Annotated in this window: 13 protein-coding genes and 1 other RNA gene; 11 read left to right on the top strand and 3 right to left on the bottom strand. The window is 68.4% G+C overall.

Going from position 1 to position 14,288, the window contains the following annotated elements:
• Positions 1-63 precede the first annotated feature (63 nt).
• A complete protein-coding gene (locus tag L687_RS36170) occupies positions 64-1,017 on the top strand; it encodes an L-lactate dehydrogenase (RefSeq protein WP_021200718.1) in 954 nt (317 codons plus the stop codon).
• A gap of 33 nt (positions 1,018-1,050) precedes the next feature.
• Here L687_RS36170 and L687_RS36165 read toward each other — a convergent pair whose 3' ends face one another.
• Entirely contained in the window at positions 1,051-1,815 is a 765-nt protein-coding gene (locus tag L687_RS36165; protein WP_021200717.1) for an SDR family oxidoreductase, read from the bottom strand.
• 100 nt (positions 1,816-1,915) lie between these two features.
• Between L687_RS36165 and L687_RS36160 the strand changes: the two genes are divergently transcribed.
• Positions 1,916-2,752: a helix-turn-helix transcriptional regulator gene (locus L687_RS36160; RefSeq protein WP_021200716.1), complete on the top strand. Its 837-nt coding sequence runs from the start codon at positions 1,916-1,918 to the stop codon at positions 2,750-2,752.
• 12 nt (positions 2,753-2,764) lie between these two features.
• Here the strand turns inward: L687_RS36160 and L687_RS36155 are convergent, their stop codons facing one another.
• Positions 2,765-3,613, bottom strand: a complete 849-nt coding sequence (locus L687_RS36155; RefSeq protein WP_021200715.1) for an aldo/keto reductase — start codon at positions 3,611-3,613, stop codon at positions 2,765-2,767.
• Positions 3,614-3,655: 42 nt separating this feature from the next.
• Here L687_RS36155 and L687_RS36150 point away from each other — a divergent pair, with 42 nt between their 5' ends.
• The 5 genes from L687_RS36150 (at position 3,656) to L687_RS36135 (ending at position 7,673) form a co-directional block, all read left to right on the top strand.
• Positions 3,656-4,078, top strand: a complete 423-nt coding sequence (locus L687_RS36150) for a YchJ family protein (protein ID WP_031207692.1) — start codon at positions 3,656-3,658, stop codon at positions 4,076-4,078.
• A gap of 36 nt (positions 4,079-4,114) precedes the next feature.
• Positions 4,115-4,849 (top strand): zinc ribbon domain-containing protein, encoded by a 735-nt coding sequence (locus L687_RS36145; RefSeq protein WP_021200713.1) that lies wholly within the window; start codon positions 4,115-4,117, stop codon positions 4,847-4,849.
• Between the two features lie 22 nt (positions 4,850-4,871).
• A complete protein-coding gene (locus L687_RS36140; RefSeq protein WP_021200712.1) occupies positions 4,872-6,572 on the top strand; it encodes a bifunctional 3'-5' exonuclease/DNA polymerase in 1,701 nt (566 codons plus the stop codon).
• 43 nt (positions 6,573-6,615) lie between these two features.
• Positions 6,616-6,972, top strand: an RNA gene (gene rnpB / locus L687_RS41990) — RNase P RNA component class A.
• 122 nt (positions 6,973-7,094) lie between these two features.
• Positions 7,095-7,673, top strand: a complete 579-nt coding sequence (locus tag L687_RS36135) for a hypothetical protein (RefSeq protein WP_021200711.1) — start codon at positions 7,095-7,097, stop codon at positions 7,671-7,673.
• 263 nt (positions 7,674-7,936) lie between these two features.
• Here the strand turns inward: L687_RS36135 and ppgK are convergent, their stop codons facing one another.
• Positions 7,937-8,683 (bottom strand): polyphosphate--glucose phosphotransferase, encoded by a 747-nt coding sequence (ppgK, locus tag L687_RS36130; protein WP_021200710.1) that lies wholly within the window; start codon positions 8,681-8,683, stop codon positions 7,937-7,939.
• 68 nt (positions 8,684-8,751) lie between these two features.
• On the opposite strand from ppgK, the gene L687_RS36125 reads away from it, so the two are divergent.
• Genes L687_RS36125 through L687_RS36110 form a run of 4 tightly spaced genes read left to right on the top strand, consistent with a single transcriptional unit; the run spans position 8,752 to position 14,272 of the window.
• The gene (locus L687_RS36125) at positions 8,752-8,976 is read left to right on the top strand and encodes a hypothetical protein (protein WP_021200709.1); all 225 of its coding nucleotides are present in this window, start codon (positions 8,752-8,754) and stop codon (positions 8,974-8,976) included.
• A 2-nt stretch (positions 8,977-8,978) separates the two neighbouring features.
• The gene (gene glnA / locus L687_RS36120) at positions 8,979-10,316 is read left to right on the top strand and encodes a type I glutamate--ammonia ligase (RefSeq protein ID WP_021200708.1); all 1,338 of its coding nucleotides are present in this window, start codon (positions 8,979-8,981) and stop codon (positions 10,314-10,316) included.
• Between the two features lie 9 nt (positions 10,317-10,325).
• Entirely contained in the window at positions 10,326-13,301 is a 2,976-nt protein-coding gene (locus L687_RS36115) for a bifunctional [glutamine synthetase] adenylyltransferase/[glutamine synthetase]-adenylyl-L-tyrosine phosphorylase (RefSeq protein WP_021200707.1), read from the top strand.
• Positions 13,302-13,351: 50 nt separating this feature from the next.
• The gene (locus L687_RS36110) at positions 13,352-14,272 is read left to right on the top strand and encodes a diacylglycerol/lipid kinase family protein (RefSeq protein ID WP_021200706.1); all 921 of its coding nucleotides are present in this window, start codon (positions 13,352-13,354) and stop codon (positions 14,270-14,272) included.
• The last annotated feature ends 16 nt before the right edge of the window (positions 14,273-14,288 follow it).

Genomic DNA, 14,288 nt, shown 5'->3' with positions numbered 1-14,288 from the left:
GGGACGGCATTCTTCCGGTGAGACCCCTCCCGGATCGGGGTGCCGCACTGCAAGACTGTGCGCATGGAGATCATCGAGAACTCGAAGCTCACGGTCGTCGGTGCGGGAAGCGTGGGATCTAGTGTCGCCTATGCGGCACTGATCCGTGGCTCTGCCCGGCACGTCGCGCTGTATGACATCGCGACCGAAAAGGTCGAGGCCGAGGTGCTCGACCTGGCCCACGGCACGCAGTTCACGGGCTCCAGCGACATCATCGGCGGCAGCGACATCTCCGTCGCGGCCGGTTCGCACGTCGTGGTGATCACGGCCGGGGCCAAGCAGAAGCCCGGCCAGACCCGCATCGAGCTCGCTGAGGTCAACGCGGGCATCATCCGCCGCATGATGCCCGATCTCCTCGAAGTCGCACCGAACGCCATCTACGTGATCGTCACGAATCCCTGCGACGTGCTGACGGTGATCGCACAGGAGGAGACGGGGCTTCCGCCGGAGCGGATCTTCGCCTCGGGAACCGTGCTCGACACGTCGAGGCTGCGGTGGAAGCTCGGTGAGCGCGCCGGAGTGTCGACCGCCAGCGTGCACGCCCACATCATCGGCGAGCACGGCGACACCGAATTCCCGCTCTGGTCCCGCGCGACGATCGGCACCGTGCCGATCCTGGAGTGGGAGACGCCGGGGCACCCGCGCTTCACGCTCGACGAGCTGCAGGAGATCGCGGTCGACGTGCGTGACGCCGCGTACAAGGTCATCCAGGGCAAGGGGGCCACGAACTATGCGATCGGCCTGTCGAGCGCGCGCATCGTCGAGGCGATCCTGAGCGACGAGCATGCGGTGATGCCGGTGAGCACGGTGCTGCGCGACTTCCACGGGCTCGACGGTGTCGCCCTCTCGGTGCCGTCGATCGTGAGCGCGGCGGGTGCCGTGCCGATCCGGAACACATCGTTCTCCGACGGTGAGCTGGCGTTGCTGCGTCAGTCCGCCGACGCCCTCACCGCCGCGGCTGCCACCCTGCGTCCCTGAGGGCGCCGGCTCGGAGGCCGACGCCCTCAGTTCTCAGCGACCGTGCGGGTCGGAGCGATTCAGCGTCGCGACGACCTGGTCGTAGTCGCCGCGGGCTTCGCCGTAGCGGAGGAACTTGACCCGCTCGACCTGGATCTCGGTGGCGTCCGGCTGCGATTCGATCAGCATCATGACCTCGTCGATGAACTCGTCGAGCGGCATCGCCGACTCGTTTTCCTCGTGCCCGGGCATGAGCGGCGTGCGCACGGCCGGCGGCTCCAGCTCGAGCACCGACACGCTGCTCCTCTCGAGCTGCAGGCGCAGAGACTCGCTGAGCATGTGGATGGCGGCCTTGCTGGCGTTGTAGGTCGGGGTCACCCGGAGCGGGGCGAACGCGAGCCCGGAGGAGACCGTCATGATCGTCGCATCCGGCTGCGCGCCCAGGTGATCGATGAAAGCGGCGATGAGCCGGATGGGTCCGAGGACGTTCGTGGTCACCGTCTCCTCGGCGGTGGCGAGGAAGCCCGACGGGGTCGTCCAGTCCTCTGCCCGCATGACGCCGGCCATGGTGATGAGCACATTGAGATCAGGGTGCTCGGCGAGCACAGTACGGGCAGCGGCCTCGATGCTGCGCGCGTCGGCAGTGTCGATGCGGATCGTGTGGATGCCGGGGTGCGCGGTCGCGATGGCCGCGAGGCGGTCCTCGCGGCGTCCGCCCACGATCACGGTGTTGCCCCGATCGTGCAGGCGCAGCGCGAGGGCGAGGCCGATACCGCTCGTCGCTCCCGGGATGAAGATGGTGTTTCCGCTGATGTTCATGCAACCAGCCTCGGCTTCCTGGCACCGTCCATCCAGAGAGCGGACATCCAGGGATCGGGGATCCCTGGAACCGGGGTCGACAGCGGGGGATACTTCAGGGGTGGATCGTGATGCGCTGGCCGAATTCCTCCTCCGTCGGCGGGAGGCGCTGAGGCCCGTCGACGTCGGGCTCCCGGCGGGGCCGCGACGACGCACCTCGGGACTGCGCAGGGAGGAGGTGGCGCAGTTGGCGACCATGTCGACCGATTACTACGCGCGTCTGGAGCAGCGGCGTGGTCCGCAGCCGAGCGTGCAGATCCTCGCCGCGCTGGCCCGGGCTCTGCGCCTGACCGAGGACGAGCGCGACTACCTCTTCCGGCTCTGCGGCCACAGTGCCCCCGATCGTGCACACATCACGGAGTACGTACGCCCCGGCATCCTCCGCGTGCTCGACCGACTGCACGACACCCCGGCCTTCGTCGTCTCCGTCCTCGATGAAGTGTTGGTGCAGAACGATGCGTCCCGCGCGCTCGTGGGCGATGCGAGTGCACTCACCGGGCTCGACCGCAGCGGCATCTACCGCTGGTTCGCGTATCCCGACGTCGAACGGCGTCGGTATCGCGAGGCCGATCACCCGCGACAGGCCCGCGCCCTGGTCGGGTCGCTGCGTTCCGCGCACGGCGTGATGGGCCCCCGATCCCGCGCCGGGGAGATCGTCGCAGAGCTGACCGCCCGGAGCCCGGAGTTCGTCGAGCTGTGGGACGCCCACGTGGTGAGCCGTCGGTTCGAGCAGCACAAGGTGATGGTGCATCCGGAACTGGGCGAGATCGAGGTGGACTGTCAGGCGCTCTTCACCGAGGATGAATCGCACGCGTTGATCGTTCTCACCGCCGCACCCGGAAGCGAATCGGCGAGCAAGCTCGAGTTCCTGAGGGTGCTCGGCACGCAGAAGGTCTGACGCGAGCCTGCCTCAGGACTCCTCGTGGGTTCGCGGGTCGGCGTCGAAGAGGCGTCCGTCCGCGCGACCCAGCGCGGTGATCGCCGCGACCTCGGCGTCGTCGAGCACGATCTCCGCCGCCGCGAGGTTCGCCACCTGGTGTGCGAGCGACGACGCCTTCGGGATCGACACCGTGCCGCGGGCGACGTGCCACGCGAGGACCGTCTGCGCGGTCGTGATGCCACGGGCCGCGGCGATGTCGTGGATCACCCGTTCGTCGAAGAGCTCTTTCGCGCGACCCAGCGGGCTCCATGCCTCGGTGAGGATGCCGTGCTCTCGGTGGTAGGCGAGCTGCTCCTCCTGCGGGAAGTACGGATGCACCTCGATCTGGTTGACGACGGGCCGCACCCCGGTCTCCTGCTCGATGCGCTCCAGGTGCTCCGGGAGGAAGTTCGAGACGCCGATCTGCCGGACGACACCGCGGGCCTGGGCGTCGACGAGCGCGGTCCAGGCCTGGACGTACTCGTCCTGAATGGGGTTGGGCCAGTGGACGAGGTGCAGATCCGTGACGTCGAGACCGAGCCGGGAGCGACTCTCCTCGATGCTCGTGCGCGCCTTCGCCGAGGGATGATGGCGGCCGGGGAGCTTGGTGGTCACGATGATCTCGGAGCGATCGACCTCCGAGGCGGCGACCCCGCGCCCGACCGAGCCCTCGTTCTCATAGTTGAACGCCGTGTCGACCAGGCGGTAGCCCGCGTCGATGCCGCCGCTGACGGCTTCCGCCCCGACATCGCCGTGGAGTCCGTAGGTGCCGAGGCCGATGGCCGGGAGGGCGAACCCGTTGTGGGCGGTGAACGAGGGGACGACGGGCTGAGTGGTCACGATGCTCCTTCTTGGCCTTTTCGTCGAGCGTACGCTGAGGGGATGACAACGGAGGCGGAGATGGCGCCGGATGACGTCGTGATCGACGACGGGTCACGCTGCCCGTGCTCGTCCGGGGACACGTTCGGCGCGTGCTGCCGCCCGATTCTCGATGGAGCCGCTGCTCCGACGGCGGAGCGTCTGATGCGTTCGCGTTACACGGCCTTCGTCGTTCAGCACGCGGCGCACCTTCTGCGCAGCTGGCATCCGACGACGAGGCCGGAGATGATCGATTTCGAGCCCGACCTCGAGTGGCGGCGGCTGGTCCTCATCGATCGCGTGGCCGGAGGCCCCTTCGACCGCGACGGCGTGGTGGAGTTCGAGGCGCTCTGGCGTCAGGGAGCAGTGAGGGGCTCGTTGCACGAACGCAGCCGCTTCGTGCGGGAGGACCGTCACTGGTACTACGTCGACGGCGACGTGCACTGATGGGCGGATGTCGTGACAGCGACTAGATTTGAGAGCGTGAACGCCAGCCCCGAGAACCAGCGCACCCTGCTCGACATCGCCGACCTCGATCGGCGCATCGCGCAGACCGAGCGTGCACGAACGAAGCCGAGCCAGGCGGGGCGGATCACCGAGCTCGTCGCGATCCGCCAGGAGCAGCTCCGCGAGCTGACCGCGCTCGCCGGCACCCGCGACGATGTGCGCACTGAGCTGAAGCGCCTGGAATCCGATGTCGCCGTCGTCGAGGCACGACGGAATCGCGACGCGGAGCGGCTCGCCGCATCGACGAACTCCAAGGACGCGCAGGCGCTCGAGCACGAATTGGCGAGCCTCGCCCGCCGGCAGAGCGACCTCGAGGACGCCGAACTCGATGTGATGGGACGGCTCGAGGAAGCGGAAGCCGCCCTCGCCGCCCAGCAGGCACTTCTCGACACCACGACGGCGGAGGGTGCCGCGCTGACGGCGCAGGCGAAGGCGGATGTCGCCGCGGCCACCGAGCTCGGTGCACAACTCGCCCGCGATCGGGCTGCCGTTGCGGAAGGCGTGGCGCCGGAGCTGCTGGCCGAGTACGCACGCCGTGCCGCGAACAGCGCGGGCGCCGCGCTGCTCACTCGCGGCACCTGCGAAGGCTGCCGCATCCTGCTCCCCAGCACCGACCTGAATGACATCCGTCGCGCGGCCGACGACCTCGTCGTCTCATGTCCCGAGTGCGGCTGCATCCTCGTGCGCACCGAGGAGTCCGGGCTCGCATGAGCGGCGCCTGCGCGCGCCGGCGATGACGACACCGGCGTCGCGCGTCGAGAGACGCATCGTGCTGATCTCCGTCGGGCCGCGGGAGTACGCGGCGATCGAACTCGACGGGAAAGACCGAGAGCAGGACCGCACGTTTCTGCGCGCCGATGATCTCGCCGCGTGGGTTCGTTCGGTCGAGGATTCCGATGCTCCGCGATGGATCATGCGCTCCGCCGCGGAAACCTATGCGCTTCTCCTACGCCACGGAGTTCGGATCACGCGCAGCCATGATCTGGTCCTGTGCCACGCCATCCTGCGGGACACCTCGTCGGTTCCGAGCCCGCTCCCGGCATCGCCCGATTGGGAGCGACGCGAACCGGCCGCAGCGGTCCCATCGCTGTTCGACGTGTTCGACGATGTCGTCGATGACGATGCGGTCGCCGTGACGCTCGATCAGTACCGGGCGCAGCGCGACGTGATCGCTGCGGCACCGGACGGACGTCTCACACTGCTGTGCGCCGCCGAATCGGCGGGTGGCCTGATCGCCGAGGAGATGCGGGTCGCAGGGTTGCCCTGGGACGCGGGCGTGCACGATGCGATCCTGACCGACGCCCTGGGGACGCGTCCGGTCGCCGGGGGAGTGCCGAGCCGCATGGTCGAGCTCGGCGATCGGGTGCGTGAGCTCCTCGGTGACTCCTCGCTCCACCTCGACAGCCAGCAGAAGCTGCTTCGGGCGCTGCATCGCGTCGGCATCCAGGTGGAGTCCACGAGTCGGTGGGAGCTTGCAGAGCACGATCATCCCGTGGTCGAACCGCTGCTCGCGTACAAGAAGCTCTCGAGACTGCTCAGCGCGAACGGCTGGGCATGGCTTGCGGAGTGGGTGCACGAGGGACGATTCCGTCCGGTGTACATCCCGGGTGGCGTCGTCACCGGGCGCTGGGCCTCGGCCGGCGGTGGGGCGCTCCAGCTGCCGAGGAGCCTGCGCCCCGCAGTGCGGGCGGATCCCGGATGGACTCTGGTCGTGGCGGACGTCGCGCAGTTGGAACCCCGGATGCTCGCCGCGATGGCGGCCGATGAGGCGATGGCCCGGGCCGCCCGGGGGAGTGATCTCTACGCCGGAGTCGTCGCCTCCGGTGCGGTCGCGACCCGAGAGGAGGCGAAGTACGCGGTTCTCGGAGCGATGTACGGAGCCACGACGGGCGACAGCGGCCGGCTGGTTCCGCGCCTGCGCAAGGTGTACCCGCGCGCGATGGCGCTCGTCGATGCCGCAGCGCGCACGGGAGAGGACGGTGGCATCGTGTCGACCTGGCTCGGCCGATCCTCCCCGCGGCCATCGGTGGAGTGGATGCGGCTGCAGTCGGAAGCGACCGACGCGGACGCCGACCCGGCGGTCGTGGCTCTCGCGCGACGCAGAGCACGCGACTGGGGGCGGTTCACCCGGAACTTCGTGGTGCAGGGCACGGCTGCCGAGTGGTCCTTGATCTGGTTGGCGGAGATCCGTCATCGGCTGCAGCAGATCCCCGAGGTGTTCGCCGAGGCTGCGGCATCCGGTCCGTTCGCACGCGCGCCGCACCTCGCGTTCTTCCTGCACGACGAGGTGATCCTGCATGTTCCGCTCGAACATGCCGAGGCCGCCGCGGAGGCCGTGCGAGAGGCAGCGGCCACCGCGACGACGAGACTGTTCGGCTCTTTCCCGATCGATGTGCCCCTCGACCTGCGCATCGCGGAGTCGGCGGAGAAGTAGTCGCAGGCCGGGGGATCCGGAGAACGTAGACTGGAGGCGCGAATGGGTCGACTGGACGGCCGCGTTGCGGGTGACCGCACCGAGGAACGTCCGGGCTCCTCAGGGCAGGACGGTGGGTAACGCCCACCCGGAGCAATCCGCGAGAAAGTGCCACAGAGAGTAGACCGCCCCGCAAGGGGTAAGGGTGAAAGGGTGGTGTAAGAGACCACCGGGGGCCATGGTGACATGGCCCGCCAGGTAAACCTCGTCCGGAGCAAGGTCAGACAGAGGATGTTGACGCGGCTCGCCGAGTCCTCGGGTAGACCGCTAGAGTGCCACGGCAACGTGTCGCCGAGAGAGATGGCCGTCGAAGGGGCGAAGAACCCCGGAACAGAACCCGGCGTACAGGTCGGCCCATTCGCATTCACGATCTAATCAAGTTCATTTCGATTCTGTACGTCGAGGTGGCGCGTGGGGACCTCGCAGTGACACGCTCGGCGTTCGCTGCTGGTTCGTATGCCGGCTACCCTGTAGCGTTCGTTCATGTCGTACCGCACGCCCGCCGCGACCACGGCGCTTCTCCTCGGCTTGTCCACCGCAGCGCTCACCGGCTGTGGCGCGCCGACCCCGGGAGCCGTCGAGTCACCTGCCGAGGCTCAGCCCACCCTGGCACCGAGCATCCAGCCGACGTCGGGCGCCGACCCGGTCCCCGCGGCCACACCCCAGTGCCGGCGGCCAGGCGGAGATGGGACGATCTCCAACGGCGAGCCGCTGGACGTCGGTCTGTACGACGGCATGGTCGACCTGGGATCGCGCGCAGGAGCGAATGGGACCGTCGTGTCCGCGGATGACGGCTCGCTCGCGTCGTACCTGGTCGCGTCGGGCGACTACAAGGATGCGATCCTCGAACGGCTTTGTCTCGGCCCGTACTCGTACGAAGCCCTGAACGCGGTTCGTCGCGGGAGCCTGCACTCTGTCGACCCCACGAACCAGACGTACCTGACCCCGCTCTACGCCGGTGACACGCTGAACCTCAGCCCGTACACGATCACGAGTGTGGGGGATGTGAACGGCGAGGTGCACGCGTACGAGACCACGTTCGTCCTGCCGCCGCAGCGCTGACCGGCCGCGGGCGTTTTGCCCCCGGACGAGAGGCGGGACGTCGCCCGTATGAGTCGGGCCATTCACCTCACCGGACTTGGTCGACCCACCCCCGGTGGGTGCACGAGGATTCGGTGACCTCCGCGAGGCTCGCGGGGGGTGGATCTGCCCACCGAAGACCGCCAGGGGGTCCACCATCCAGCGGCTGATCGTCCCCGAAGGCGAACGAAGGCCCCGATGACTGCAGAGTCAGCGGGGCCTTCGGGTGTCCGGTGTCGTGGCGATCAGTCCCCGGCCAGGGACGCCGCACCGATGATGCCGGAGTTGTTGCGGTGGATCGCCGGGACGATCGGGGTCTTGAGATCGAGAAGCGGGAGGAAGTCGCCCGCATTCTTCGACACGCCGCCACCGACCACGAACAGGTCGGGGCTGAACAGGAACTCGATGTGCGAGTAGAACGCCTGCAGGCGCTCGGCCCACTCGGCCCAGGTGAGGTTCTCGCGCTCGCGCGCCGAGGTCGCGGCGTACGTCTCGACCGACTCGTACTCACGGAAGTTCAGGTGCCCGAGTTCGGTGTTCGGCAGCAGCACACCGTCGTAGAGGAAAGCCGATCCGATACCGGTGCCGAGGGTCGTCAGAAGGGTGAAGCCGCGCACGTCCCTGGCGGCTCCGTGGCGGGCCTCCGCGACGCCGGCGGCATCGGCGTCGTTGACGAAGACGATGTTGCGGCCGAGGCCGTCCCGGAAGAACCGCTCCGCGTCGAAGTCGATCCACTCCTTCGAGACGTTCGCCGCGGAGAGGGTCTTGCCGCGCTTGACGATCGCCGGGAAGGCGACACCGAGCGGAAGGGTGGAGTCGTGGACGTCGAGCGTCTTCAGAACGGTCTGCACGGCGTTGAGCACATCCTGCGGCGATGCGCCCTCGGGAGTGGGGACCCGCACCCGGTCGGATGCCATGATTCCGTGCTCGAGGTCGACGATTCCTGCTTTGATACCCGTGCCGCCGATGTCGACGCCGATCGCTTTTGCCATGGGCGATAGCTTAGCGACCGCGGTGCGCGCCAGTAGGATCGATGACATCACGTGAAGAAGGGGCAGACATGTCTGACGGCGACCACAAGTACTGGTACAACTCCACGACCGGCGAGATCGAGTTCGGCATGATCTCGCCCTCCATCGACCGCATCGGTCCGTTCGACACGGAGGCCGAGGCCCGCCGCGCGCCCGAGGTCGTCAAGGAGCGTTCGCGCGCCTGGGCCGAGGAAGAGGCCGTCGAGCAGGGCTGGGATGTCAAGGGCGACGCAAAGGGCCAGGGCGCAGAGTAGCCATGGACAAGCAGAGGGACTTCGTCCTCCGGACCATCGAGGAGCGCGGCGTCAAGTTCGTGCGGCTGTGGTTCACGGACGTGATCGGCACGCTCAAGTCGGTGGCCATCGCGCCGGCCGAGGTCGAGGGCGCCTTCGCGGAGGGCATCGGGTTCGACGGTTCGGCGATCGAGGGGCTGACACGCACCTACGAATCCGATCTGCTCGCGCAGCCCGATCCGACGACGTTCCAGACGCTGCCCTGGCGCGGGGAGATCGACCCGACCGCGCGCATGTTCTGCGACCTGACGACGCCCGACGGGCAGCCGGCCGTCGCCGACCCGCGTCACGTGCTCAAGCGCACGCTCGCGAAGGCCGCGGACGCCGGATTCACGTTCTACACGCATCCGGAGATCGAGTTCTATCTGCTGAAGTCCTCCTCGTTCGGTCCCGACGGCCCCGTGCCCGTGGACTCGGCCGGATACTTCGACAATGTTCCCGGTGGCACGGCACACGACTTCCGCCGCCGCTCGGTGCGGATGCTGGAAGACCTCGGCATCTCCGTGGAGTTCAGCCACCATGAAGGCGGCCCCGGGCAGAACGAGATCGATCTCCGTTACGCGGACGCACTCACGACAGCCGACAACATCATGACCTTCCGCACGGTGATCAAGGAGGTGGCGATCGAGCAGGGCGTCTATGCGACGTTCATGCCGAAGCCCCTCAGCGACCAGCCCGGCAGCGGGATGCACACGCACATGTCGCTGTTCGAAGGCGACCAGAACGCCTTCTACGAAGAAGGCGCCAAGTACCAGCTGTCGAAGACAGGGCGGCACTTCATCGCGGGCCTGCTCCGTCATGCGAACGAGATCTCTGCAGTCACCAACCAGTTCGTCAACTCGTACAAGCGCCTGTGGGGCGGCGACGAGGCGCCGAGCTTCGTGACCTGGGGCCACGCCAACCGCTCCGCTCTCGTCCGCGTGCCGATGTACAAGCCCAACAAGAGCCAGTCGTCCCGCGTGGAGTACCGGGGCATCGATTCGGCGTCGAACCCGTATCTCGCGTACGCACTCCTGCTCGCAGCGGGGCTCAAAGGCATCGAGGAGGGATACGATCTCCCGCCCGAGGCCGAGAACAACGTGTGGTCGCTGAGCGACGCCGAGCGGCGTGCACTGGGCTATGAGGCGCTGCCGGCGAGTCTCGACCATGCCCTGGAGTACATGGAGGCATCCGAGCTCGTCGCGGAGACGCTGGGCGAGCAGGTCTTCAACTACGTGCTGCTCAACAAGCGCAAGGAATGGGAGGCCTACCGAGGTCAGGTCACCCCGTTCGAGCTGAAGAGCAATCTCGAACTGCTCTGATCCGCACAGATGGCGCGTCCTGACGATTCGGTCTCCCTCTCCGCGCTGGCGAGGCTCGGCTTCTCCGAGTTGAGTGAAGCCGCGGCCTCCCTCGCTGAGCTGGCGGCCATTCTGGATCAGCCGCGCTCGGTCCTGCTCGAGGCGGCCGACGCCGCCGACCCCGATGCAGCCGTGCGCGGACTCCTGCGGGTGGCGCGCCGCGACGAGGAGCCGTTGCGGCGGCTGCTGCTCGACGAGGAGACGCGTCGGCGGGTGTGGCGGGTGTTCGGCGCGTCGGAAGGGTTCGCCGAGTTCTTCTTCCGCCACCCGGATCAGCTCTCGGTCCTGGAAGGGCCGATCGTCGGGCTGCCCTCGTCGGCGGAGCTGCAGGAGCGCCTGCTGGCTGCGGTGGGCGCGGAAGACGGCTTCGCGCAGTCGGGCGACGAGGATGCGGTCGTCGCGATCAGAATCGCGTATCGTCGGCATCTCGCCGCTATCGCCGCCTATGATCTCTCGCATCCTCACCCGGAGTCGATCGTCGGACCCGTGTCGGCGGCGCTGGCGGACATCGCGGGTGCCGCCCTCGAGGCGTCGCTCGCCGTCGCCAGGACCAGACTGCAGGGATCGATGGGCCGTGCGGAAGTGGCCGCGACGCGTCTGGCCGTCATCGGGATGGGCAAGGCCGGGGCTCGCGAGCTGAACTACGTCAGCGACGTCGACGTGATCTTCGTCGGCGGGAGTGGCGACGAAGAGATCCTCTCGGAGGCGCGGGCGATCGATATCGCCACGCGACTCGCGCGCGAGACCATGCGCAACCTCGACGCCATCGAGGTGGAGCCGCCGCTGTGGGAGGTGGACGCCGCTCTCCGCCCCGAAGGCAAGCAGGGTGCACTGGTCCGCTCGCTCGCGTCGCACCTCGCCTACTACGACCGCTGGGCGAAGAGCTGGGAGTTCCAGGCGCTGCTCAAGGCCCGTCCGATCGCGGGAGACTCCGAGCTCGGGGCCGAGTACATCGCCGCGGTTCAGCCGAAGATCTGGTCGAGCGCGGCGCGACAGGACTTCGTGGAAAGCGTGCAGCGCATGCGGGAGCGCGTGATGGAGCACATCGATCCCGAGGATGCGCCGTATCAGCTGAAGCTCGGAGCCGGCGGTCTGCGAGACATCGAGTTCACGGTGCAGCTGCTGCAGCTGGTCCACGGTCTCACCGACGAATCGCTGCGCACGCGTGGAACCCTCGAGAGTCTCGACGCACTCGTCGAGGGCGGCTACATCGGGCGCGTCGATGCAGCCGCGTTCGCCGACGACTATCGTCTGCTGCGGCTCATGGAGCACCGCCTCCAGCTCAGGGAGCTCAGCCGCACGCATCTGATGCCGCGCACTCCTGCCGGTCTTCGGATCCTGGCGCGAGGCACCGGACTGGCCGAGAGCGGCGAGGGCGTGTGGGCGCGCTGGGAGAGCGTGCGGCGCGAGGTGCGCGAGATCCACACCCGCCTGTTCTACCGGCCGCTGCTCAGCGCCGTCGCCGGGCTGCCGGAGGAGGAGCGCACGCTCTCCGCAGCCCAGGCGCACGACCGCCTGGCGGCGATCGGGTTCCGTGACCCGGCGGGAGCTCTCCGGCACATCGGCGCCCTCACGAGCGGACTGAGCCGCAAGGCGACGATCCAACGCCACCTGATGCCCATCATGGTGCGGTGGTTCGCGGACGGCAGCGACCCCGACTATGCGCTCCTCGCATTCCGGCGCATCAGCGAGCGACTCGGGGACACTCCCTGGTTCCTGCGGATGCTGCGGGACTCCTCAGGGGCCGCCGAGAGTCTCACCCGCCTGTTGTCATCCTCACGCTACGTCGGGGAGCTCCTGGAGTGGATCCCCGAATCCGTGGCATGGTTGGACAGCGCGGGGCGTCTGCGCCCTCGGGGCGCGGCAGCGCTCGACGAGGAGGCTCGTGCGATACAGACGCGTCATGAGTCCATCGGCGATGCGCTGCGCGCCGTCAGGGCGCTGCGACGGCGTGAACTCCTGCGCACTGCCATGGGAGCAGTCCTCGATGTCCTCACCATCGAAGAGGTGGCCACCGCACTCACCGAGATCACCGAGGCCACGATCCAAGCCGCCCTGCGCGCGGTGATCCGCGAGGTGGTCCCGCTCGAAGACGAGGCGTTGGACTTCGCCGTCATCGCGATGGGACGGTTCGGTGGCGCCGAGCTCGGCTTCGGGTCCGACGCCGACATCCTCTACGTGTACGACGCGAACGGCGTCGATCCGCAGCGGGCTCAGAAGCTGGCGACGCAGATCGTGGCGGGCCTGCGGGAGCATCTGACCGATCACCGCCTTCCGCTCGACCTCGATGCCGACCTCCGACCGGAGGGACGCAACGGGCCCGTCGTCCGCTCCATCGAGGCGTACACGGAGTACTACCGACGCTGGTCGCTGTCCTGGGAGGCGCAGGCCCTGCTCCGCGCCCGCGGCGTCGCCGGGAGCGCGAAGCTGATCACGCGGTTCACCGCCCTGGCCGACACGATCCGCTATCCGGAGTCCGTCGATCTGCAGGGCACACGTGAGATCAAGCGGATCAAGGCCAGGGTCGAGGGGGAGCGGCTGCCGCAGGGCGCCGATCCGCGGCGTCACCTGAAACTCGGTCCCGGCTCGCTCAGCGACGTGGAGTGGCTGGTGCAGCTGCTGCAGCTGCAGCATGCGCACGCGGTTCCCGGGTTGCGCACGACGTCGACGCTCGGTGCCCTCGAGGCTGCCGTCGCGGCTGATCTCGTCTCCGAGGAAGACGCGCTGCGCCTTCGCGAAGCCTGGCTCCTGTCCAGCCGTCTCCGCTCTGCGATCACCCTGCTCACGGGGCAGACCAGTGATGTCCTGCCGGCGGATCGTCGGCAGCTCGACGCGATCGGCAGGCTCCTGGGCTACCCCGATCGATCGGCGACCGAGCTCGAAGAGGACTACCTCGGGGTCACCCGACGCGCACGGAAGACCTTCGAGCAGCTCTTCTACGGCTGAGTCCGCGCCCTGAGTTTGCGGTATCGGGCGAGGTGTCCCAAGCTGACGATATGACCCACGCACGTATCGGCATCGTCTGGAACCCTTCGAAGGTCGAGCAGGAGGTCCTGCAGACCGCCGTGAGCGGCGTGTTCGACGCTCGGTACGATATCCGTTGGTGGGAGACGACTCCGGAGGACCCGGGCCGGGGCATGGCTCGTGAGGCCCGCGAAGACGGCCGCGACATCGTGATCGCCGTCGGCGGCGATGGCACTGTACGCGCCGTCGCGGAGTCCCTGGCGGGGTCTGACACAGCACTGGGGATCGTGCCGCAGGGGACCGGCAACCTGCTTGCGCGCAACCTCGAGGTTCCGCTGAACAACGTGAAGGCGGCGTTGGAGCGCGTGCGCGACGCCGAGCCCCGTCGGATCGACCTCGGCTGGGTCTCGTACGACGGCACCGAGCACGCCTTCGCCGTGATGGTCGGCTTCGGCGTCGATGCGCAGATGCTGGTGGAGACCGACGACGACCTCAAGTCCAAGGCCGGCTGGCTGGCCTACGTGGAGGCGATGGGCCGCGCACTCGCCGGCACCGAGATGACCGACATCACTTTGGCGATCGACGGGGAGAAGGCCGTGGCCGTGCGGGGACACACCATGCTCATCGGCAACTGCGGGATGGTGCAGGGCGGCATCCGGCTGCTTCCCGATGCGGTGCTCGACGACGGCAAGCTCGACGTGCTCATGATCAGCGCGGACGGTGCGCTGCAGTGGCTCGACACGCTCCGTTCCTTCGTCTGGGACAACGGCATCCGCCGTCTCTTCGGTGCCACCGACGAGGCCGTGAGCACCGAGTCCGCCCGCCACCTTCCGGTCGAGAGCATCTCGGTCGAGCTGAAGACGCCCCTCGTGTTCGAGATCGACGGGGAGGAGATGGGCGAGGTCACCGCGTTCGACGTGCGCGTCGAGCCGGGCGCCCTCCTGGTCCGCTGAGGTCGAACGCCCCGTC

Source organism: Microbacterium maritypicum MF109, assembly GCF_000455825.1.
Classification (GTDB): domain Bacteria; phylum Actinomycetota; class Actinomycetes; order Actinomycetales; family Microbacteriaceae; genus Microbacterium; species Microbacterium maritypicum_A.
Note: the sequence above shows the minus strand (reverse complement) of the source record. Positions and strands in the feature narration are given on the sequence as shown.

What these genes read in the sequence shown, in the direction of transcription:
- L687_RS36170 (WP_021200718.1), top strand. Translation starts at nt 64, where the DNA reads ATGGAGATCATCGAGAACTCGAAGCTCACGGTCGTCGGTGCGGGAAGC.
- L687_RS36165 (WP_021200717.1), bottom strand. Translation starts at nt 1,815, where the DNA reads ATGAACATCAGCGGAAACACCATCTTCATCCCGGGAGCGACGAGCGGT.
- L687_RS36150 (WP_031207692.1), top strand. Translation starts at nt 3,656, where the DNA reads ATGACAACGGAGGCGGAGATGGCGCCGGATGACGTCGTGATCGACGAC.
- L687_RS36140 (WP_021200712.1), top strand. Translation starts at nt 4,872, where the DNA reads ATGACGACACCGGCGTCGCGCGTCGAGAGACGCATCGTGCTGATCTCC.
- L687_RS36135 (WP_021200711.1), top strand. Translation starts at nt 7,095, where the DNA reads ATGTCGTACCGCACGCCCGCCGCGACCACGGCGCTTCTCCTCGGCTTG.
- ppgK (WP_021200710.1), bottom strand. Translation starts at nt 8,683, where the DNA reads ATGGCAAAAGCGATCGGCGTCGACATCGGCGGCACGGGTATCAAAGCA.
- L687_RS36125 (WP_021200709.1), top strand. Translation starts at nt 8,752, where the DNA reads ATGTCTGACGGCGACCACAAGTACTGGTACAACTCCACGACCGGCGAG.
- glnA (WP_021200708.1), top strand. Translation starts at nt 8,979, where the DNA reads ATGGACAAGCAGAGGGACTTCGTCCTCCGGACCATCGAGGAGCGCGGC.
- L687_RS36115 (WP_021200707.1), top strand. Translation starts at nt 10,326, where the DNA reads ATGGCGCGTCCTGACGATTCGGTCTCCCTCTCCGCGCTGGCGAGGCTC.
- L687_RS36110 (WP_021200706.1), top strand. Translation starts at nt 13,352, where the DNA reads ATGACCCACGCACGTATCGGCATCGTCTGGAACCCTTCGAAGGTCGAG.